We start from the raw sequence: 20,952 nt of genomic DNA, 5'->3' as shown, positions 1-20,952 counted from the left end.
AGAAATAAATATAGTATAAGGAGGGATCATATGATTTTTTATAAAGCATTAAAATATATTGCGTTTCTAATCTTATTGTTCGGAGTTACAATAGGCTGTTTATATATTAATAGTCATATACAGAAAATTGCAGCTGAGACATATGACTACTCAGACTATATATTAATATTATCATTTTTATATGTTCCGATTGGTTTATGTCTTGGGTTGCCACAATTATTGGCTGATTGGAAGAAAAATGGGAGCTGGAATATTAATATAACAAAGCTTATTGTGTTAGGGATTCCAGCTTTATATCTTTCTGGATATACGTATATACATTACAACATACCTTCTTTACAGTTATGGAATTCTGTAGCGGTGGAGCTTCTACAAGTAAAAGCGACAGTACTTTCGAATGTAATATTAGGTTATATTTTTATAACAAGTTTTCATAAGTAACTCCTTCCAGTGGTGAAAGGCAGTATCAATATGGTATTGCCTATTTTATTTCTCAAAAAATCATCTTTTTATATGCGTTGTAATAAATTTTTATTATTCACCTTGTTTTTGTTAGAAAAAGTAAATATTTTTAATGAATATTTTAAAAAAACCTTCTATTGAAATATTTTAGTGAATAAGATTCTTTTGAACTAAATTTTTTTTTAGGAGAGAAGACATGAATCGTACATCTAAGAAGGTTATGTCAAAAGAAGAGATGCTTTCTTGTATCCAACACGGTTTAGAAAAAGCAACCAATCCTAAAAGAATTGTTATTGTTGGGGCAGGGATTGCGGGGCTAGTGTCTGCTTCTTTACTAGAGGAAGCTGGTCATGATGTTGTTATTTTAGAAGCAAATGGGAGAGCAGGGGGACGCATTTACACGAAAAGAAATCCATTTATTAATGACCAATATCTTGAGCTAGGTGCAATGAGAATACCATCTACCCATCATCTTGTTTTGGCGTATATAGAAAAATTCGGCCTAGAAATCAATGAATTTATTAATGGTAAATCAGATGATGTTATTTATGCGAATGGCATAAAAACTATACAAAAAAAGTATGAAAAAAATCCAGATATGCTAGGGTATCATGTGAATGAAAATGAAAAAGGAATAAATGTAGATTCTTTAATTGAAAGATCAATTAAACCGGTAATCGATTATATTAATCAAAATCCTGAAGAGAATTGGGAGAAAGTCATTGAGGAGTTAGATCATTATTCGATGGACTCTTTTTTACGTTATAACCCCGTAGGCGAGCCTCTTTCTCCAGGAGCAGTAGAAAAAGTTAAAGTGCTGGTAGGGCTGGAGGGATTTCCAGAGCTTGCATTTACAGCAATATTAAGAGAATTTATCGTTTTGCTTACGAAAGAGATTAAGTTTTATGAAATTACTGGTGGAAACGATAAATTGGCACATAAATTTCATGAGAAATTAAAAAAACATATATATTTTGGCCAAAAAGTGAATAAAATCGTGCAAGAAAATCACCAAGTTACGATTCATTCAGATCATTATACTAGCCATATTCCTTTTGAAACTTCGGGTGATTATGCGATTATGACAATTCCGTTCTCCTTGCTAAACTTTATTGAAGTGTGCCCACGTGATTCATTTTCGTATAGTAAATGGAAAGCAATTCGAGAGCTCCATTATGTAGCCTCTACAAAGATAGGTTTGCAATTTAAATCAAGGTTTTGGGAGAAGGAAGGAATACTTGGCGGGAAACTTACAACGGATTTACCAATTCGATTCGCTTATTATCCTAGTAATCATAATGGATTGAATGGTTCTGGAATAGTACTTGCTAGTTACACTTGGGAAGATGATGCATTAATTTGGGATAGTATGTCAGAACAAGATCGCATTTTGAATGCGTTGAGAGACTTGGCAACGATACACGGCGACCAAGTGTATACAGAATATATTACTGGTTACACACATAGTTGGGCATTGTATCCATACTCTGGTGGAGCATTTTCAATGTTTAAACCTGAACAAAATAAAGAACTCTCACCTCATGTTTACACGCCAGAAGGAAGAGTTCACTTTGCCGGAGAGCATACCTCAACAGCACCTGCTTGGATTGAAGGAGCTGTTGAATCAGGTATACGAGCTGCCTATGAGATAAATAAAAGGTCATTTCATGAATAGCCCATTTCTTTCACATTAATTTTATAAATTATGAATATAGTGAATTAGTTGATGTTTTTACTTTCAAAGGAGTGATCACTTTGAACGATAATCAAAAAGATAATAATCTCCAGTTTACCCAAGTTAAAGCATATAGTGTTTATCATGGACCAAATGATCCTTGTCCACCAATTGGACAGAAATACTATTCAACTCCACCACATCTTTATCTAGGATTCCAACCACCAAATTTAGAACAATTTCCTTATAAGGAAGCATTGCAAAAAGGAACACTTTGGAAAGTTTTCTATGATTTTTATGACAATCCTTATAAAGCAAGGGGGTAAAAAAGATGACAAGTTCCTTACCGCCGGAATACTATCAAGAATTAGAAGAAATACAAGCAGTTGATTTTGTATTAGTTGAATTGACTTTATACTTAGATACTCACCCAGATGATGCGAATGCAATTAACCAATTTAACCAGTATGCACAGTATAAGAAACAAATTCAATCTAATTTCGAAGCTAAGTATGGTCCACTTTTTCAATATGGCAATAGTTACTCTGACGAGAATTGGGGCTGGGGCAAAGGCCCATGGCCATGGCAAGTTTAGAAGGAGGAGAATCAGATGTGGATCTATGAAAAGAAATTACAATATCCAGTTAAAGTAAGTACTTGCAACCCAATGTTAGCTAAATTTTTGGTAGAACAATATGGTGGAGCAGATGGAGAGCTTGCTGCTGCTTTAAGATATTTAAACCAACGATACACAATACCTGACAAAGTAATAGGACTATTAACTGATATTGGTACGGAAGAATTTGCACATTTGGAAATGATTGCTACGATGATTTATAAATTAACAAAGGATGCTACTCCTGACCAAATGAAAGCAGCAGGGTTAGATGCACACTATGCATCACATGATAGCGCTTTGTTCTACCACAATTCTGACGGTGTTCCATTTACTGCAGCTTATATCCAAGCAAAAGGAGATCCAATTGCAGATTTATACGAGGATATTGCAGCTGAAGAAAAAGCACGCGCTACATATCAATGGATTATTGATATGTCAGATGATCCGGATTTAAATGACTCTTTAAGATTTTTAAGAGAGCGTGAAATCATCCATTCACAAAGATTCAGAGAAGCAGTAGAAATCGTAAAAGACGATCGCCAGCAAAGAAAAATATTTTAAATATATATAACAAACCTCTAGTGTATTATGGGACATTAGAGGTTTTTTTCATAAGTGAAAGAATAAAAAACGCAAGTATAATAAAGTCTCATTTTCATATAAAAGAGAAGCCATTAAACTAAGACAAATGTATGTTATTGAGAATAATGATGAATTGTGTCGATTTAATTTTCAGATAAAAATGATGAAAAGGTATTTTGGATTTGAAAAAGAGGTGTTATACTATCATCAACTGGTAATGACGTCATTACTATGATGCTACTAGGAGGTGCTGATCCATATACTGAAATTGAAGTTACTGTAAGACATTTTTGAAAGCCTTTACAATACAACTGGTAATAACATCATGATGAGATGTGTTTTATTAGGTTGGAAATCTATTAAACTTTCAGAAGAAGGAAGGGAAAAGAGATGAAAAAATGGCTTATCATGATTTTAACCTTGGCGCTTGGATTACTAGGGTTAGCAGGATGTAGTTCTAGTGATGAAACATCAAGTGATGGAAAAGTCGAGATTACTTATGGATTTTGGGATAAGAAGCAAGTCCCTGCAATTGAAGAAATTATAAAATTATTTAATGAAAAAAATCCTGATATTAAAGTGAAGACTGAGCTGACTCCTTATGCACAGTATTTCCAAAAGCTTGAAACAGCTGCTACAGGTGGGGCGCTACCCGATGTGTTATGGATGAATGGTCCGCATGTTGTTCAATATGCAAAAGGTAAAGTCATTCTTCCACTAAGTGACATGGCTAAAAAAGATGATTATAGTTTTGATAATTATCCAAAGTCATTAATTGATCTTTATACAGTTGATGAAGAAGTTTATGGAATTCCTAAAGATTTTGATACGACAGGTTTATGGTATAACAAAAAGATTTTTGATGAAGCAGGAGTACCGTATCCAGATGATACTTGGGACTGGAACAAGTTAAAAGAAGTAGCTACTAAGCTAACAAATAAAGATAAGGGTATTTGGGGCTATGCTGCTTTAATGGGTAACCAAGGTGGATATTATGATTTCATTTGGCAAAATGGAGGTCATATTATCTCAGAGGATGGTAAGTCTGTTGGATTTGATCAACCTGAAGCGATCGAGGCATTAAAATATAATATTAGCTTTATTGAAGACGGGCTTTCTCCAACACAAGCACAAATGACGGAAACAGCGGCTTCTGAACTATTCTCTTCAGGTAAAATCGCTATGATGTTTGATGGACCTTGGATGGTTCCAGAATATAAGAAAAATCCTGACTTAAATGTCGCGGTTGTACCAAAAGGAAAGCAACGTGCTGTTGCGATTCATGGATTATCTAATGTTATTGCGGCGAATACAAAGCATAAAGAAGCAGCTTGGAAGTTTGTACAGTTTTTAGGCTCTAAAGAAGCAGCGGAAGTATATGCGAAAACAGGAACAGTTATTCCTGCTTACAATGGTACGCAAGATGCTTGGTTACAATCTGTCCCAAATTTGAATCTTAAAGCATTTATTGATGGTGTTGATTATTCTGTACCTTTACCAAGCGTGGAAAATACAGGGGAAATTTGGCAGTACGAAACTGATATTTTGAAAAAGGCTTGGAGCGAGGAAGAAAGTGTAGAAGATGCTGTAAAAGAGTTAACGAAAAAGGCAAATGAGGCACTATCTAATAACTAGAAAAAATGAAGAGGAGAAGTAGTTTCTTCTCTTTATTTTCCTTAAAAGGAGGGAGTATAGTGAAGGAAATTCCTCTACAAGTTGAAGTAAACGCGAAAAGAAGAAAATTGAAGGTACCAAACTTAAGCAAAACAAGAAAACGTTCTGATTTCTTTTGGGCGTATCTGATGATTGCACCTACCATGCTAGGCTTATTGGTTTTTTACCTGTGGCCAATACTTCAAACGATTTACTTTAGTTTTACAGAATGGGGAGCATTTGGGCAGTATGAGTGGACGGGGTTAGACAACTATAAACGAATGGTAGATGATGCTAATCTTTTACAGTCATTCAAGAATACTGGCATTTATATTTTATTTACAGTTCCAATTGGAATTTTCCTTTCGATTCTAGTAGCTGTTCTCTTAAACCAGAAAATTAAGGGGAAATCCGTTTATCGAACGTTATATTTTTTACCGGTGATTACAATGCCAGCTGCAATCGCAATGGTGTGGAGATGGCTCTATAATTCAGATTATGGACTACTTAATTATCTTTTATCTCTTATCGGGATAAAGGGTCCGCAATGGGTAAGTGATCCAAAAATTGCATTGTATTCAATCATAGTAGTAGCAATTTGGAGTGGAATTGGCTATAACGTAGTCATTTTCTTATCAGGTTTGCAGGGAATACCGAAGACGTATTACGAAGCAGCGGAAATTGATGGTGCAGGTCCAATCAAGGTGTTCTTTAAAATAACCCTACCATTACTATCTCCAGTCATTTTCTTCGTTACGATTATGTCCTTTATTGGGGCATTTCAAGTGTTTGATTTAATTTTCATGATGATTGGAAAAGGCAGTACAGCATTGGAAAAAACGCAATCAATTGTGTATTTATTTTATCAGCATGCATTCGTGTTAAACGATAAAGGCTATGCAGCCGCAATCGCTGTTCTATTACTCATTATTATTCTCATCATTACTGCGATTCAAATGGTTTTACAGAAAAAATGGGTTCATTATGATTAAAGGAGGAGTAACCATTGGAAAAAACGAGACAGCTTTTTACAAGTAAAACACTACTAATCCATATCATCCTAATAGTCGGCGCCGTTGCGATGGTCCTACCTTTTATTTGGATGTTCCTCACTTCATTAAAGACTTATGCGGAGTCAATTCATGTTCCACCTGTAATCATTCCAAAGGATTTTCAATGGGAAAACTATAAAGAAGTTTTTACATTACTTCCTTTTTTCAAATTTATGCTTAACACCTTAATCGTTACTGTTCTTCGGACAGCTGGCCAACTATTTTTATGCTCACTAGCTGCCTATGCATTTGCGAGGATAGAATTTCCAGGTAGAAATGTTCTGTTTTTAGTAGCATTATCTGTTTTAATGGTACCAGGGCAAGTTTTTTTACTACCGCAATATATGATTATGGTGAAATTAGGATGGTTAAACACTTTACAAGCCGTGGTAGTTCCTGGTTTATTTAGTGCATTTGGCACATTCTTATTACGTCAGTTTTTTATGGGGCTTCCAAAGGAGTTAGAAGAAGCTGCTAGATTGGATGGGTGTAATCATTTTCAAATTTACTGGCGCGTTATGCTACCTCTAGCAAAACCAGGTTTAGTTGCTTTAGGAATTTTTACAACTCTTTGGAGCTGGAATGAGTTAATGTGGCCTATGATTGTTAATAGTTCACCAGAATCTATGACTCTATCAGTAGGTTTGTCTTCGTTGCAAGGCCAATATTTAACAAACTATCCGGTATTAATGGCAGGATCTTTTTTAGCAATCGTACCAATGCTTATCTTATTTATGATTCTGCAAAAGCAATTTATTGAAGGAATTGCCATAACAGGCGGAAAATAAAGGATTTAATATAGCTAGGAGGAAACTGATGATGAAAGCAGCTTTAATCGGAGCGGGAAGCAGGGGTTTTTATGCATACGGATCGTATGCTCTTCAATATCCACATGAAATTCAATTCATTGCGGTAGCTGAACCAAATAAAGAAAAGCGAGAGAAATTTGCTGAAACACATAATATTCCAGAGAATATGAGATTTGAAGATTGGACGGAGCTTTTAGAAAAAGAACAGCTTTGTGAGGCACTCTTAATATGTAGTCCAGATCGGAACCATTTTAAACCGGTTATGAAAGCAATTGAAAAAGGATATAGTATTTTACTAGAGAAACCAATGTCACCGGTTCCACATGAGACATTAAAAATTGCCGAAGCAGCTAGCAAACATAATACATTATTAACGGTATGTCATGTGATGCGATATGCTCCATTTTATCAAGCATTAAAAGAAGTCATTGATCAAAAAGCAATCGGAGAAATTGTATCTATTCAATGGAATGAGAATGTTGGATATTTTCATCAAGCACATAGCTTTGTTCGTGGTAACTGGCGCAATTCAGGGGAATCAAGCCCGATGATCCTTCAAAAAAGCTGTCATGATATGGATATGCTAGCCTGGTTAATAGGTAAGGAATGTCAAAGTGTTTCTTCTTACGGAAGTTTATCTTATTTTAAAAAGGAAAATGCTCCAGAAGGCTCAACATATCGCTGTTTGGATGGATGCAAGGTGGAAAAAGAATGTCCATATTCAGCTGCTAAATGGTATTTACACGATCGTGATGTTTGGCCAGCAAATGTCATTTCGGCAGATTCAAGTATTGAAAGTAGATTAAAGGCGATTCAAGAAGGTCCATATGGTCGCTGTGTGTATCATTGTGATAATGATGTAGTTGACCATCAAGTAGTTAATTTATTGTTTGATAATGATGTGACAGTTGCCTTCACCATGACTGCTTTTACAAAGGAAACTTTCCGAAACTTTAAAATCATGGGTACAAAAGGCGAAATTAATGGAAATGATGCAAAAAATGAGCTTGAAATCAATTATTTTTCAGGGAAAAAAGAAATGATCCATCCTGAAACAGTAGATGGAGGGCATATGGGTGCAGATACAAGTATAATGGCGGACTTTATTCATAGTGTAAAACAGAAAAGTAATAGTAGTTTAACATCCGCAATTGTTTCTGCGCAAAGTCACATGATTGCCTATGCAGCTGAGGAATCAAGAGTTACAGGTGCAATCGTATCATTAAAAGAATATGTGGAAAATTTGAAAGAGATAAAAGAGGAAGTTTTATAAAAAATCTACTGCTGCAAAATGTGGTAACTTTTTCAATATTATGTATAATATACTTATTAATAACTGGTTATGACAAAGATACCACCTAAAGGAGCATATCATGGTAGAAAAGGATTCTCGACTTCCTCTGTATTATCAATTAATGGACATTTTATTAGAAAAAATCGAATCAGGTGAACTTGTTGAAAATGATCAACTTCCATCTGAACGAGAATTATGTGATTCCTACCGAGTGAGCCGGACAACTGTTAGGCAAACAATGCAGGAATTGGAAAAACAAGGGTTTATTTATAAGGTTCATGGTAAAGGAACGTATGTCTCACCAAAAACCCATAATCAAAGTCTTGTTAAGTTTTATAGTTTTACAGAAGAGATGAAAAAAGTCGGAAAACTTCCAACCACTCAGGTCGTTTCATTTGAGAAAGTATTTTGTGATAATAAAATTGCAAAAGTCATGGATCTACCGGTTGAAGAAGAAGTATTTAAGATTGTTCGGTTAAGGCTTGCTGACCAGGATCCAATGTTATACGAAACATCGTATGTTCCAGTCAAAGATTTTAAAAATCTTTCTAGTCAGGAATTAGAGAAGACACCAATGTATGAAATTTTTCGTTCCCAGTATAATGTGAAAATTTCTAGAGCATTGGAGAGCTTTATGGCAGTTAGTGCAAATAATGTTGAATCAGACATGTTAAACATAAATGAAGGTGCGCCATGTCTTATGTTAAAACGTATTACCTATGACCAAAGCAAAGTGATTGAATACACGATTTCTATTGCTAGAGGTGACAAATTTACTTATACAGTAGAACTGAAATAGATACTTTATGTATCTATTTCAATTTAACTGGTAATGACGACATTAACTGTTTGATAGGAGGAAAAAAATGGAGCTATTAAAATCAAGTGAATTCGAGAGAATGAATGTAGGTGCCAGCCATACAGCAAAGGAAATAGCCCAGCAGCCTAGATTATGGAACGAGACAAAGGAAATTATTTTATATCATAGAGAACGGATTCTTTCATTTTTAACAAGTATTAAAAATCAGCATGATCAATTACGTATCATTTTGACTGGTGCTGGAACTTCAGCTTTTGTAGGTGATACCATCCTTCCGCATCTAAAAGGAATCGTGAATAACAAAAAAATAGTGGTAGAAAGTATTGCTACAACGAATATTGTTTCAAATCCCGATTCGTTTTTAGATGAAAACTTTCCAACAATTATGATTTCCTTTGCGCGTTCTGGAAATAGCCCAGAGAGTTTAGCGGCGGTTAACTTAGGAGAGCAAATCATAAAAGATTTTTACGGCATTATTTTTACATGTAATCCAGATGGACTTTTAGCTGAGAAAAAGAAAAATGATTCAAATCACTTAGTCATTTATATGCCAACAGAAGCAAATGACCAAGGCTTTGCGATGACAAGTAGTTTTACAACTATGCTTCTATCTGTTTTACTTCTATCTCATGTTAAACATATTCATACATTGGAGAAAACGCTTGATGATCTTGTTCAAGCAGGAAATTCCATTATCAGTGAAAGTGAAAAAAGTGTAAAAGAACTAGCTACCTCAACATTTTCAAAGGTTGTTTATTTAGGGTCTGGTGTATTTGAAGGGTTAGCAAGAGAAGCTTCATTAAAATTATTGGAACTAACAGGTGGAACGATTCCATCTACCTTTGATACATCCTTAGGTTTCCGTCATGGTCCAAAATCAATTTTAGATAAAGAAACAATTGTATTTGTGTTCCTATCAAGTCACTCATATACAAGACAATACGATTTGGATATTTTAGAAGAAATCTATCGAGAAACAGATCGGGGAAAGGTTGTGGCGATATCCTCCATTAAGGATGAAATGTCTGTAAATCATTGTGATCTTTTCTATCATGTGGATCTTCCGAAGATAAATAATGATATTTTACTTACTTTCCCATACATCTTATATGCTCAAACATTTGCTATGTATAAATCTATTAATCTTGGATTTTCTCCAGATAATCCATCTCCATCAGGCGTTGTTAATAGAGTTGTGAAAGGCGTTACCATCCACCCTTATGCTAAAGATTCGAAAAATGGAGGAGATTTATCATGATTACTTCAAGAAGTGCGATTCTATTAGATGCACAGTCAAAGGGCTACGCAGTACCAGCTTTTAATATTCATAACTTAGAAACGATGAAAACTGTTTTAGAAACTGCACAAGAGCTACGATCCCCAGTTATGATCGCTGTTACACCAAGTACTGTGCGCTACATTGGTCAGGATTTTTTAATTGGTATGATGGAAGCCTCTAAAAAAAGTTACGATATTCCAATCTGTTTCCACCTCGATCATCATGAAAAAGTGGAGGATATTAAGACTTTGATCCAAATGGGCATTTCATCTGTCATGATAGATGCATCGCATTATGACTTTGAGGAAAATGTTAGAATCGTGCATGAAGTTGTGGAGTATGCAGCTCCATTTGGCGTAGCAGTTGAAGCGGAGCTTGGCAGACTTAGTGGGATAGAAGATGACTTAGAAGTGGATGAAAGGGATCAGATTTATACTAATCCGATGCAGGCTCAGGAGTTTGTTTCTCGAACTGGAATCGATTCACTGGCTGTCGCAATTGGTACTGCTCACGGACTTTATAAAGGGGAACCAAAATTAGATATCGATCGATTAGCAGCCATTCAAAGGGAAGTTAATATTCCGCTTGTTCTCCATGGCGCTTCAGGTTTGCCAGATGACCTAGTTCAAAGAACGATTGAGAGAGGAATCTGCAAAGTAAATATTGCTACTGAATTAAAAATGGCTTTCGTAAAAGGACTACGTGGATATTTACATGAACACCCAGATGCAAATGACCCAAGATATTATTTTCAAGAAGCAGTTATTGAAATGAAAAAAGTCGTTGCAGATAAAATCAAAATGTGTGGTAGCGTGAATCGAGGTTAGTAGAATGATTGCAACTGTAACATTAAACCCAGCCATAGATATTCGATACAATCTTCCAGTTTTTCAGTTGGATGAGGTGAACCGTGTTTCCATAGTGGATAAAACTGCAGGAGGAAAGGGATTAAACGTTTCTCGTGTATTATCACAATTAGGAATTAAGGTAACCTGCACAGGATTTCTAGGAGGAAAAAGCGGTGAATGGATCGCTGATCAATTTCCAAAATGGGGATTGAACAATCAATTTGTACCAATCCAGGGTAACACAAGATTTTGTTTAGCAATTGAATCAAGCGAAGGTCATACAGAAATTCTTGAACAAGGTCCTTTGATAGAGGAAAATGAAAGAGAAGAGTTTTTGAAGAATTTTGATAGGATCCTTGATACTAATCAATACATTGTAGTTTCTGGCAGTCTGCCAAGTGGATTGTCGTCGGATTTTTATCGACAGCTGGCAGCGAAGGCGAAACAAAAAGGGAAGTACTTGCTTTTAGATACAAGCAATGAGGCATTAGAAAAGGGAATTCAAGGTAATCCCTTTTTAATAAAACCTAATAGGGAAGAACTTTGTAAGTTGATTGGAAAAAAGGATGCTACCTTAGAGGATATGATTCTACATGCTCGGGCCATTTGTCAGAAGGGAATAAAATTCGTCCTTCTTTCATTAGGAAAACAAGGTGCACTATTAATAAGTAGTGGCAGAGTTCTTCAGGCAAATATTCCGACCTTGACGTCAGTTCATCAAGTAGGTTCAGGAGATAGTATGCTCGCCGGATTCACATACGCCCATGCGAAGGATTATTCAATTGAAGAAGTACTCAAGTGGGCATGTGCCTGCGGAATGTCAAATGCAGCATCTGAGAGAACAGGAGAAATTGATTTATCGCAAGTACATTACTATTTGAACTTCATCGAGGTGAAGGAATTAACAGGGGGTGTATAGGTTGGATTATATTATTTGTTTTGATATCGGTGGTACATTTATCAAATATGGTCTAATCAATCAAAAAGGTCAAATGATGTTTAAAGATAAAGCACTAACTCCTAAACATGATATTCAAACGTTACTTCCTGAACTGATTATTGAGAAGGTAAAATTACTTCAAAATGATTTTGCAATAACTGGAATCGGAATTTCCTCTTGTGGTCTTGTTAATCATGAAAAGGGTGAAATTCTCTTTTCTAATAATTTACCAGGCTATTCTGGAATGAAATTAGCTGAAACTTTGTTTAAGTCAATTGAATTACCAGTAGTCGTTGAAAACGATGTGAAAAGCGCTTGTTTAGGTGAAATGTGGAAGGGTGCCATTCAAGGGAAGCAAAACGTGGTGTTTTTAACACTAGGAACTGGAATAGGTAGCTCGATTATTATAGACGGGAATATTGTTAATGGATCCCATCAATTAGCTGGTGAATTAGGTCATACGGTTATTGTCGCAAATGGACGGACTTGCGGATGTGGTCGAAGAGGCTGCTATGAACGCTATGCTGCTACGTCTGCTTTTGTAAATGATTATATTGAGGAAAAAAAGAAACAAGGGGTCATATTGGAAAATGTTTCTGGTGAACAAATTCTCCAGTTGGTAAATGAAAAAGATCCAGTTGCTTCAATGGTATATAAGAGATTTATTTCTTATATAAGTATAGGCTTGGTAAATATAGTACATCTACTTAATCCAGAGGCGATCATAATCGGCGGCGGTATTGCTGAACAAACTGAACAATTTATACAAGATATCAACATCGTGATTAAGAAGGAAATGATGCCTATTTACCATAACCAGAAGGATTTAGTATTTCCTTCAACTTTAGGAAATGATGCGGGATTGTATGGGGCATGTTACCTAACATTAAAAAAATTTAGCCACTTACAAGTTTAATTCGGATCAGTACAAAGGCAGCATCGCTTGTGGTGTTGCCTTTAGTCTGTAAGATGCTTTTATAGATGGGAGGCAATGCAATGATAGCGATTAAGGCGAAAGAAGTTTATACACAGCAACAAGTCATCGATACCGGTTATATATTAATTGAAAATGGAAAAATAATGGACATTACAACAAAAAAGCCTTCTTGTGAGATTTTGGACTTCTCAGGATATGCAGCGATTCCAGGCATGATTGATCTTCATATTCATGGACTTGCGGGCAATGACACAATGGATGGAAGTATTCATTCTTTGCAAGAAATGTCTACTTCGCTTGTCCGACATGGGGTAACTGGATTTTTGCCAACAACGCTAACCCATGATTTTGAAAAGATTAAGAACGCTGTAAAGATTGTTAGTGAAGTAATTGGGCAAACAAGTGGTGCGGAAATCATTGGTTCTTATGTGGAGGGTCCTTATATTACACCAGAATATCGTGGAGCACATCCAATTAAATTTATGCGAGAACTTTCTTTGAGTGAGTTGACTGAGTTAATTGAAGCTTCAAACAATACAATTAAAGTAATGACAATTGCTCCTGAAAAAAAACTAGCAATTGACGCAATACGGTTTTTAACAGAAAAAGGAATTCATGTTTCGATTGGTCATACGAATGCGGACTTTGATATAACAAATAAGGCAATTGAACAGGGAGCAAGGATCGCTGTTCATACTTATAATGGAATGAGAGGATTTAATCATCGTGATCCGGGTTGCGTTGGAGCAGTCCTTACGAATGATCATTGTTATTGTGAGTGTATTGCTGATTTGCAGCATGTTCATCCTGGTGCAATAAAGCTACTTTATAAGTCTAAAGGGAATGACCACATATTATTAATTAGCGACTCCATGGCCGCAGCTGATTTACCAGATGGTCAATATTCCCTTGGAACTTTAGCGGTAAAAGTAGAAAATAAAATTGCAAGGACAGTAGAAACAGGTTCTTTGGCTGGGAGTACAACTAATTTAATGGAATGTCTCAAAAATGTAAAAGATGTTTTGGAAATTCCACTTGAAAGGATTTTACCTATGGTCAGTCTTAACCAAGCAAAACTGCTAAAAATTGACCATGAAGTAGGTAGCTTAGAGAGTGGGAAAAAAGCAAACATTGTTCTAATAGACCAAGAATTAAACGTTAAAGTTACGTTTGTGAATGGAGAAATCGTTTATAGTGACTGATCCAATAATAAAGCGGAGTTTGACTAGTAATTAATTAAATAATTAAGGAGACTCCTATGGGAGTAGCGGGAAGGGTGAGACCCCTCCCAAGTAAGGTAGGCATGCTAAAAACACGACGTCCTGTCGTAACGCATGCATGGTCCACATCGTGTGGACCAAGGAGGCTCAGCTCACGCCCCATGGAAAGCGAGCATCCTGAAACGGAAATCAACAAACATTTCTTTTTTAACAGAGCCTTTCGATAAGGAATCGTAGAACCAATAAATAGGTATTTTTTTCTAAAAATCACAAAAAAGTCTTGTTTATAGAATTAGATTTTAATAGAATCAACTAAAAGCAAATAGGTGATCATATGATTAAATATCCGTTTTTTGAGAAGAATTCAACGATTGGTGTAACAGCTCCATCATCTGGAGTACCGTTAGATTTACATAATATATTTAAGCAAGCTTGTCGTCGGATGGAAGACTATGGCTACAAAGTAATTTGTGGTGATACGGTTTGGACTCAAGATAAAGCTAAATCAGCCATTGCTGAAAAAAGGGCAATTGAGTTTAATCAAATGATGAAAAATGATGATATTGATATGATTATTCCGCCTTGGGGTGGAGAATTAGCAATTGAGATGATTCATCTTATAGATTACGATCATGTAAAAGAAAAGTGGATATTAGGCTATTCCGATACGAGTAGCATTCTTTTAGCAATTACATTGAAAACAGGTATGGCTACTGCACATGGTACCAACTTATTAGATTTAAGAGGCGAATTTGCTGATGATACGACAGCGATGTGGGAATCTGTTTTATCAACAAAAAGTGAAGGTGTTATTACACAATACTCTTCTGAACGATACCAAAAAGAATGGAATCATGCTGATCCTTCTCCATGTGTCTTTCATTTAACTGAGGAAACATATTGGAAAACAGTTTCCCATAAAAAAGAAACGATTCAAGGCCGTTTACTTGGTGGTTGTATTGATATTATTAGACATTTAATTGGAACTCCATATGGAGATGTTCAAGCATTTAAAGAAAAATTCATACCAGATGAGGCAGTTATTTGGTATTTAGAAAACTGTGATTTAAATACAACAGACTTACGAAGATCCTTGGTACAGATGAAATTAGCAGGTTGGTTTGAGAATTGTTCAGGAATTTTATTCGGACGTAGTTCAGCAAATCAACCAGTAGAAAATTACATGATAGAAGATGTTTACAATGAACTTAGTGAAGAGTTAGGTATCCCAGTTGTATTTGATATTGATTGTGGTCATGAACCTCCACAAATTACTTTCATCAATGGTGCTTTTGCTGAGATAGAAGTTGATGAAGGCAAAGGGAAAGTGATTCAATATTTTAAATAAAAGCTTGGCTTATTATTTAATAAGGAGAGATTCTTCTGAAGCAAATCTATTGTGATAAGTGTTTAAAAGAGATAAAAGTAAGAGATGATTTAGTAACCGCAACAATATTTTTTGAAGTGATTCCATATCATGAAGATTGCTATGCAAAGGATTTAAAAGGTGTTAAGACATTATTTTTAAATAATCAACCAGTTAATGGATTTTCAGGTAATATACTCGCTTTTTTTGCCTTAATCGTTTTGATTGTTAGTTTTTTTATTAAAGAGGATACGATGATCTTTTTAGCTGTTTTTATGGTGTTTCCAATTTTATATCGATTGTATTCGTATTTAGTGTATGAGAGACATATAGAAAAATAAAGGATACTTTGAAGAACGGTTCTAATGATTAGAATCGTTTTTGTTATTAAAATTAAATCTTTGTTATTATTTTTAATATTTCCTATTAAAAAAAGTGTTGTGTTAATTTCCACTCCAGGATGCTCGCTTTCCGTGGGGCGTGCGCTAAAGCCTCCTCATCGCATACGTTTCTTTGGGATCTCACCTGTCCCGCTACTCCCACAGGAGTCGAGCACCTTCCGCTCCAACTGTTTATGTAAAAAAAGTATGCTTCATAAAGATTAACAACAGGAATTCTAGAAAGAATCTTACTAAAGATGACAGAAATATATGATAATTTAGTATTTGGTGTTATAATGTTTTTCCGTGTCTCAAAATAATCTTTAAATGAGAGGGTGGGGAAGCATGGAAATATTACTAATTCGTCATGGACAATCCGAGGCTGATATCTTAAATGTTCATGAAGGGCGAGCAGATTTTTCGTTAACTGAATTAGGAATAAAACAAGTTCAAAAAATGTCAAAAAGAGTACATAACGATTTTGCTCCTGAATTAATTTGGTCGAGTACTTTAAAGAGGGCGAAAGAGACTGCTATTATTCTTGCAGAAGAAATAGGCAGTGAATTACATTTTGAAGATGATTTAATGGAACATAATAATGGTGTTTTAGCAGGCTTATCTTTTGAAGAAGCGAAAAAGATACCAATCCCAAAATACCCTCATGAAAGTGTGGAAAATGGAGAGTCACATATTGAATTTCGAATGAGAATGGAAATAATCTTCTCCAGAATAATTGTGCAATCAAGTTCCTATAAAAGAATTGCCATCGTTGCACATGGTGGTGTAATAAATAATCTTTTACACTCCTTTTTAAAAATGCCAATCGAGACTGAATTTGGATTTTATACAGGTGATTCAGGTATTCACCTTATAGAGATAAATGAAAAAGGTAGATATATTCGCTTTTTAAATGATACAAATCATATTAAAAAATCCTAAAAGGAGACAGTAAAATGAAGAATGTGAATGTCGTTTATTCTCTTATTTATAATGAAGATGATCATACTGTATTAATGGTTCAAAATGAAAATCTAATTTGGACATTGCCTGGTGGTGCAGTGGAGCCAAACGAAACGTTAAAACAAGCAGCTGTTAGGGAAACTTTAGAGGAAACAGGATTAGAGGTAGAAGTAGATAATGTAGTCGCTATTAATGAAGCGTTTTTCCCAGAAAGGGATCATCATGCTTTATTAATTACTTTTTCTGCAAAGATAATTGGCGGTGATATTTCTATTAAATATCCTGATGAGATATTACAAATTAAATGGATAGATATTGAAACAGCAGATCAATTAATGCCGTTTCATAAACTAGGAATAAAAAGCTTATTAGAGTCATCTGTACCATATACATTCCAAGGCTAACTTTCCGCCCTGTAGAAGGAGAGCATCCTGAATCGGAAATCAGTCACTTCCCTTTTTAAATAGCCAAAAAGTACTTCACAAAGAGTCTCAAGCAATTTGAGGCTCTTTTTTGTAGTTCCCTTTAGTAGAATAAGAAATGATTTTTAACAAATCTATTACGAATTGATTAAAATTATTACATAAATCTACATGATATTTCAAAATATTTACAAAAATATATTGACTGTCTAAATATTCAAGCATTATACTGAGAATGGTTATCGTTATCAATATATATAAACGGAGGAAAAATAAATGTTACATAAAAAACAGACAACATTACTTACTGTATTGCTATCATTCATTTTATTATTTACTTCAGCATTTAGTGGGAATACAGCTGATGCTGCAACAAAAACTCGAAAATTTAAAACTGAATTAGGGGTTGTTACTTTAAAAGGAATTCCTAAAAAAATTGTTACATTAAGCATGGCAGGTACTGATGCTGTATTAACTTTAGGCGTTAAACCTGTTGGATATACAATTTCGAATTCAAACTCAACACCTGTATACTTAAAAAATAAACTGAAAGGTGTTCAATCAGTTGGTACATTAAGTGCGCCAAGTCTAGAAAGAATTACAGCTTTAAAACCAGATCTAATTATTATCGATCAAGATTATGAATTTCATAAAGCAATCCTTTCAAAACTTCAAAAAATATCTCCAGTTGTTGGATTTAGAGCAAACAGCTATAAGGAATCTATGAGTCAATTAATGACTCTAGGAGATATTATGGGGAAAAAAGCACAAGCTAAAGCATTTGTAAATTCGTTTGACAGTGAATTAAATAAATCAAAAGCTAAATTAAAAGACAAAAATATCGACGTACTTGGATTTTTTGTTAATAAAAGTGGAATAAATGTTTGGCAAGATAATTCTTTTTCAGGAACTATTTTTACTGCATTAAAAGCAAATTATGCTTATAAAGAACGTGGTGGAGAGTATTCAGACTTTCAAACAGTTAATTTAGAAAAAATTCTTTCAATTGATCCAGATTTAATTGTTGCATATGTAGATCCTGGTAAAAGTGATTTAAAAGATGTTTCTAAAAATCCAATTTGGCCAAAATTAAAAGCGGTTAAAAATAAACATGTTGTACAAGTAAATCGTGATCTTTGGTCTCGTAGCCGTGGTCCATTAGCTGCAAAATTAATTGTTAAGGAAGCAACTAGTATCCTTTCACGCTACTAAACTTGAAAGGAAGCAAATAAGTGCATAAAAAATATCTTTTTTTCTTAGTATTGCTTTTCATTTGTACTTCACTTGTAATTGTTTCTCTAATGTATGGAACTGTAAATGTGCCGTTTAATAGAATAGTAGAAGTTTTGATGTCAGATGATGGTTCAAAAGCAAGAACAATTATTTGGGATTTACGATTGCCAAGAGCAATTATGGCATTTTTAATTGGTGCAAATCTTGCCGTGAGTGGGGCATTAATGCAAAGTATGACAAAAAATCCGCTTGCAGAACCAAAACTATTAGGAATTACAGCTGGTGCAGCTACAATGGTTGTAATCATTGAGTATTTCTTAGTCAGTCTACCTTATATATGGTTCTCTCCATTAGTATTTATTGGTGCAGCCCTTGGAGGAGCTGTAGTATATACCTTGAGCATGAAAGGAAATGTTTCTCCAGTTAGGTTAACACTAGCTGGAGTTGCTGTAAGTGCATTTTTACATGCAATTACTGTCGGAATTTTAATTCTTCTCGGGGAAGATGCAGCTTCGGTCTATACCTGGCTAGTTGGAGGGCTAAATGGCTTAACTTGGTCTCATTTAATGTTAATAGCACCTTGGTCAATTATTGGTTTATTTGTGGCACTGGCTCTTTCTTCAAAAATGAACCTACTAGAACTTGGTGATGATATGGCTAAAGGGTTAGGTGTTAAGGTAGGTCTATTAAAAATTACAATGGCGATACTAGTTGTTGTACTTGCAGGGAGCTCTGTTTCAGTAGCAGGTAGCATAGGTTTTATCGGTTTAATCGTTCCGCATTTAGTTAGGAAGATTTTAGGGCCAGACCATAAAAATCTCATTCCTTTTAGTGCTTTAACTGGAGGATGCATATTATTAGCAGGAGATTTACTAGCAAGAACAATCGTACAGCCTATCGAATTGCCAGTTGGAATTTTTACAGCTGCAATCGGCTGTCCATATTTCCTTTATTTAGTTAGAAAGCAGGGAGATCGTCATGCAAAATAAGAAACCTGCTATTCTATTAATCATGTTTTTATTGGCTACAATCCTACTGATTCCATTAAGTGTAGAATTTGGTGATATTAAAATTCCATTTATGAAGTCTTTTCAAGCTCTTATTCACCCAAATGATTCTGTTGAAAGCATCATTATTTGGGAGTATAGATTACCTCGAACATTAATTGGGGTATTTGTCGGAATGAACTTGGCAATAGCTGGGACACTTTTACAAGCAGTTACACAAAATCCATTGGCGGCACCAAATATTATTGGAATAACTGCAGGAGCTAGTTTTATAGCAGTGCTATCTATGTTTTTTATTCCTTCTCTACCAATTGCATATTTACCACTTGCTGCGTTTGTCGGCTCAGCCATAGCTGGCGTTTTAGTATATTTAGTAGCTTGGAAGAATGGTATTAGTAAAGAAAGATTTGCATTGGCAGGTATCGCAATTGATGCATTATTTCAAGCTGCTACAACAGGGATGATTGTATTTGCGTCAAAAAAAATTGAAGCATCAATCGTTTGGCTAGCAGGAAGCTTCTGGGGTAGAGGATGGGAGCATGTAATGATGATTCTTCCATGGTCTATTATTGGAATTATCATTACAATCATGATGTCTGCGCGTATTAACGCAATTCAACTTGGTGACGATATTGCAACGAGTTTAGGTGTGTCAGTTCAGAGAAGTAGAATCTTTCTATTAATCATTACAGTTGTATTAGCTGGTAGTGCGGTAGCTGTTTCTGGACCAATCGGATTTATTGGATTAGTCATTCCTCACCTAAGTAGACTTTTAGTAGGAAATGATCATAGATGGGTGTTACCAATCAGTGCTTTATTAGGTGCAATACTCGCCATTGTTAGTGATTTAATTGGTCGGACAATTTTGGCACCGATTGAAATACCAGTTGGTGTAGTTACAGCATTAATAGGTGCTCCCTATTTCCTATATTTGCTTAAAAAATCAAGACTATAAAAGAATGGATGAGAATTTTGTACAAAAAAAATATAGTAATCGGAGTAATTACATTATTATTAATAGTTCTAACTGGTTGCTCGGGTGAAAGACCGTCAACATTTAATGGTGACAAAAATAAAGATCAACAAAATGAAGTTAAAAAAGATAACCAAAATTCAGTAGAAGCTCTAATGGATGCAATTTCAAACGGCGATTCAAAGAAAGTAAAAGAACTTCTTTCAAAAGATGCAGATCCAAATAAAAAGGACGATTTAGGAAATACACCTTTAATTATTTCAGTTCAATACGGTGAAGTTGAAATAACAAAATTATTGGTTGAGGCCGGAGCTGACCCAAATATTCAAGACGACCTAGGAATTACCCCTCTTGCCATGGCAATTGAAAATGACAATAAAGAAATTGTAGAACTATTAAAAGAGCATGGAGCAAAATAGGA

23 protein-coding genes are annotated in these 20,952 nt (G+C 35.0%); all 23 read left to right on the top strand.

Annotated features, from left to right (window positions below; translation table 11 throughout):
• The first annotated feature begins 30 nt into the window (after nucleotides 1–30).
• The 23 genes from CAB05_RS13805 to CAB05_RS13690 all read left to right on the top strand — a co-directional run bounded on the left by CAB05_RS13805 (nucleotide 31) and on the right by CAB05_RS13690 (nucleotide 20,950).
• Nucleotides 31–441 carry a hypothetical protein gene (locus CAB05_RS13805; protein WP_088000710.1) on the top strand — a complete coding sequence of 137 codons (411 nt, stop codon included), beginning with the start codon at nucleotides 31–33 and terminating at the stop codon, nucleotides 439–441.
• A gap of 217 nt (nucleotides 442–658) precedes the next feature.
• On the top strand, nucleotides 659–2,137 hold the full coding sequence (locus CAB05_RS13800) for a flavin monoamine oxidase family protein (RefSeq protein WP_088000707.1): 1,479 nt from the start codon (nucleotides 659–661) through the stop codon (nucleotides 2,135–2,137).
• 80 nt (nucleotides 2,138–2,217) lie between these two features.
• Complete coding sequence (locus tag CAB05_RS13795; RefSeq protein WP_088000705.1) at nucleotides 2,218–2,463, top strand: spore coat associated protein CotJA; 246 nt, start codon at nucleotides 2,218–2,220, stop codon at nucleotides 2,461–2,463.
• Between the two features lie 5 nt (nucleotides 2,464–2,468).
• Nucleotides 2,469–2,732, top strand: a complete 264-nt coding sequence (locus tag CAB05_RS13790) for a spore coat protein CotJB (protein ID WP_088000703.1) — start codon at nucleotides 2,469–2,471, stop codon at nucleotides 2,730–2,732.
• Between the two features lie 15 nt (nucleotides 2,733–2,747).
• Entirely contained in the window at nucleotides 2,748–3,317 is a 570-nt protein-coding gene (locus tag CAB05_RS13785; protein ID WP_088000701.1) for a manganese catalase family protein, read from the top strand.
• Between the two features lie 411 nt (nucleotides 3,318–3,728).
• Nucleotides 3,729–4,973: an ABC transporter substrate-binding protein gene (locus tag CAB05_RS13780; RefSeq protein ID WP_088000698.1), complete on the top strand. Its 1,245-nt coding sequence runs from the start codon at nucleotides 3,729–3,731 to the stop codon at nucleotides 4,971–4,973.
• 107 nt (nucleotides 4,974–5,080) lie between these two features.
• Nucleotides 5,081–5,983, top strand: coding sequence for a carbohydrate ABC transporter permease (locus CAB05_RS13775; RefSeq protein ID WP_371870405.1), 903 nt, complete (start codon nucleotides 5,081–5,083; stop codon nucleotides 5,981–5,983).
• 89 nt (nucleotides 5,984–6,072) lie between these two features.
• The gene (locus CAB05_RS13770; protein ID WP_088001692.1) at nucleotides 6,073–6,831 is read left to right on the top strand and encodes a carbohydrate ABC transporter permease; all 759 of its coding nucleotides are present in this window, start codon (nucleotides 6,073–6,075) and stop codon (nucleotides 6,829–6,831) included.
• 28 nt (nucleotides 6,832–6,859) lie between these two features.
• Entirely contained in the window at nucleotides 6,860–8,125 is a 1,266-nt protein-coding gene (locus CAB05_RS13765) for a Gfo/Idh/MocA family protein (protein ID WP_088000693.1), read from the top strand.
• A 100-nt stretch (nucleotides 8,126–8,225) separates the two neighbouring features.
• On the top strand, nucleotides 8,226–8,945 hold the full coding sequence (locus CAB05_RS13760) for a GntR family transcriptional regulator (RefSeq protein WP_088000691.1): 720 nt from the start codon (nucleotides 8,226–8,228) through the stop codon (nucleotides 8,943–8,945).
• A 67-nt stretch (nucleotides 8,946–9,012) separates the two neighbouring features.
• Entirely contained in the window at nucleotides 9,013–10,224 is a 1,212-nt protein-coding gene (locus CAB05_RS13755; RefSeq protein WP_088000689.1) for an SIS domain-containing protein, read from the top strand.
• Nucleotides 10,221–11,072 carry a tagatose-bisphosphate aldolase subunit GatY gene (gene gatY / locus CAB05_RS13750; protein WP_088000686.1) on the top strand — a complete coding sequence of 284 codons (852 nt, stop codon included), beginning with the start codon at nucleotides 10,221–10,223 and terminating at the stop codon, nucleotides 11,070–11,072. The genes CAB05_RS13755 and gatY overlap by 4 nt, the downstream gene beginning before the upstream one ends.
• Before the next feature lie 4 nt (nucleotides 11,073–11,076).
• Nucleotides 11,077–12,012, top strand: a complete 936-nt coding sequence (pfkB, locus tag CAB05_RS13745; protein ID WP_088000684.1) for a 1-phosphofructokinase — start codon at nucleotides 11,077–11,079, stop codon at nucleotides 12,010–12,012.
• A 1-nt stretch (nucleotide 12,013) separates the two neighbouring features.
• Nucleotides 12,014–12,949 carry an ROK family protein gene (locus tag CAB05_RS13740; protein ID WP_158093273.1) on the top strand — a complete coding sequence of 312 codons (936 nt, stop codon included), beginning with the start codon at nucleotides 12,014–12,016 and terminating at the stop codon, nucleotides 12,947–12,949.
• A gap of 80 nt (nucleotides 12,950–13,029) precedes the next feature.
• On the top strand, nucleotides 13,030–14,172 hold the full coding sequence (gene nagA, locus CAB05_RS13735; RefSeq protein ID WP_088000680.1) for an N-acetylglucosamine-6-phosphate deacetylase: 1,143 nt from the start codon (nucleotides 13,030–13,032) through the stop codon (nucleotides 14,170–14,172).
• 352 nt (nucleotides 14,173–14,524) lie between these two features.
• Nucleotides 14,525–15,538: a S66 family peptidase gene (locus CAB05_RS13725; RefSeq protein ID WP_088000676.1), complete on the top strand. Its 1,014-nt coding sequence runs from the start codon at nucleotides 14,525–14,527 to the stop codon at nucleotides 15,536–15,538.
• A gap of 116 nt (nucleotides 15,539–15,654) precedes the next feature.
• On the top strand, nucleotides 15,655–15,897 hold the full coding sequence (locus CAB05_RS13720) for a hypothetical protein (protein WP_088000674.1): 243 nt from the start codon (nucleotides 15,655–15,657) through the stop codon (nucleotides 15,895–15,897).
• A 384-nt stretch (nucleotides 15,898–16,281) separates the two neighbouring features.
• Nucleotides 16,282–16,875: a histidine phosphatase family protein gene (locus CAB05_RS13715; protein WP_088000672.1), complete on the top strand. Its 594-nt coding sequence runs from the start codon at nucleotides 16,282–16,284 to the stop codon at nucleotides 16,873–16,875.
• A 14-nt stretch (nucleotides 16,876–16,889) separates the two neighbouring features.
• The gene (locus CAB05_RS13710) at nucleotides 16,890–17,300 is read left to right on the top strand and encodes an NUDIX hydrolase (RefSeq protein WP_088000670.1); all 411 of its coding nucleotides are present in this window, start codon (nucleotides 16,890–16,892) and stop codon (nucleotides 17,298–17,300) included.
• Between the two features lie 294 nt (nucleotides 17,301–17,594).
• On the top strand, nucleotides 17,595–18,530 hold the full coding sequence (locus CAB05_RS13705) for an ABC transporter substrate-binding protein (RefSeq protein ID WP_088000668.1): 936 nt from the start codon (nucleotides 17,595–17,597) through the stop codon (nucleotides 18,528–18,530).
• Between the two features lie 20 nt (nucleotides 18,531–18,550).
• Nucleotides 18,551–19,540 (top strand): FecCD family ABC transporter permease, encoded by a 990-nt coding sequence (locus CAB05_RS13700; RefSeq protein ID WP_235821496.1) that lies wholly within the window; start codon nucleotides 18,551–18,553, stop codon nucleotides 19,538–19,540.
• Entirely contained in the window at nucleotides 19,530–20,513 is a 984-nt protein-coding gene (locus tag CAB05_RS13695) for a FecCD family ABC transporter permease (protein WP_235821494.1), read from the top strand. The genes CAB05_RS13700 and CAB05_RS13695 overlap by 11 nt, the downstream gene beginning before the upstream one ends.
• 17 nt (nucleotides 20,514–20,530) lie before the next feature.
• Entirely contained in the window at nucleotides 20,531–20,950 is a 420-nt protein-coding gene (locus tag CAB05_RS13690) for an ankyrin repeat domain-containing protein (RefSeq protein ID WP_158093272.1), read from the top strand.
• Nucleotides 20,951–20,952: the final 2 nt, after the last annotated feature.

This window comes from Gottfriedia solisilvae (assembly GCF_002128405.1).
In the GTDB taxonomy this organism is placed as follows: domain Bacteria; phylum Bacillota; class Bacilli; order Bacillales; family Bacillaceae_G; genus Gottfriedia; species Gottfriedia solisilvae.
The sequence above is the reverse complement of the archived record's forward strand: the minus strand, read 5'-3'. Positions and strand labels throughout refer to the sequence as shown.

Bases quoted from the DNA above. Each gene is read 5' to 3' on its own strand.
- CAB05_RS13805 (WP_088000710.1), top strand. From the start codon at position 31: ATGATTTTTTATAAAGCATTAAAATATATTGCGTTTCTAATCTTATTG.
- CAB05_RS13800 (WP_088000707.1), top strand. From the start codon at position 659: ATGAATCGTACATCTAAGAAGGTTATGTCAAAAGAAGAGATGCTTTCT.
- CAB05_RS13790 (WP_088000703.1), top strand. From the start codon at position 2,469: ATGACAAGTTCCTTACCGCCGGAATACTATCAAGAATTAGAAGAAATA.
- CAB05_RS13785 (WP_088000701.1), top strand. From the start codon at position 2,748: ATGTGGATCTATGAAAAGAAATTACAATATCCAGTTAAAGTAAGTACT.
- CAB05_RS13780 (WP_088000698.1), top strand. From the start codon at position 3,729: ATGAAAAAATGGCTTATCATGATTTTAACCTTGGCGCTTGGATTACTA.
- CAB05_RS13770 (WP_088001692.1), top strand. From the start codon at position 6,073: ATGGTCCTACCTTTTATTTGGATGTTCCTCACTTCATTAAAGACTTAT.
- CAB05_RS13765 (WP_088000693.1), top strand. From the start codon at position 6,860: ATGATGAAAGCAGCTTTAATCGGAGCGGGAAGCAGGGGTTTTTATGCA.
- CAB05_RS13760 (WP_088000691.1), top strand. From the start codon at position 8,226: ATGGTAGAAAAGGATTCTCGACTTCCTCTGTATTATCAATTAATGGAC.
- CAB05_RS13755 (WP_088000689.1), top strand. From the start codon at position 9,013: ATGGAGCTATTAAAATCAAGTGAATTCGAGAGAATGAATGTAGGTGCC.
- gatY (WP_088000686.1), top strand. From the start codon at position 10,221: ATGATTACTTCAAGAAGTGCGATTCTATTAGATGCACAGTCAAAGGGC.
- pfkB (WP_088000684.1), top strand. From the start codon at position 11,077: ATGATTGCAACTGTAACATTAAACCCAGCCATAGATATTCGATACAAT.
- nagA (WP_088000680.1), top strand. From the start codon at position 13,030: ATGATAGCGATTAAGGCGAAAGAAGTTTATACACAGCAACAAGTCATC.
- CAB05_RS13725 (WP_088000676.1), top strand. From the start codon at position 14,525: ATGATTAAATATCCGTTTTTTGAGAAGAATTCAACGATTGGTGTAACA.
- CAB05_RS13715 (WP_088000672.1), top strand. From the start codon at position 16,282: ATGGAAATATTACTAATTCGTCATGGACAATCCGAGGCTGATATCTTA.
- CAB05_RS13710 (WP_088000670.1), top strand. From the start codon at position 16,890: ATGAAGAATGTGAATGTCGTTTATTCTCTTATTTATAATGAAGATGAT.
- CAB05_RS13705 (WP_088000668.1), top strand. From the start codon at position 17,595: ATGTTACATAAAAAACAGACAACATTACTTACTGTATTGCTATCATTC.
- CAB05_RS13695 (WP_235821494.1), top strand. From the start codon at position 19,530: ATGCAAAATAAGAAACCTGCTATTCTATTAATCATGTTTTTATTGGCT.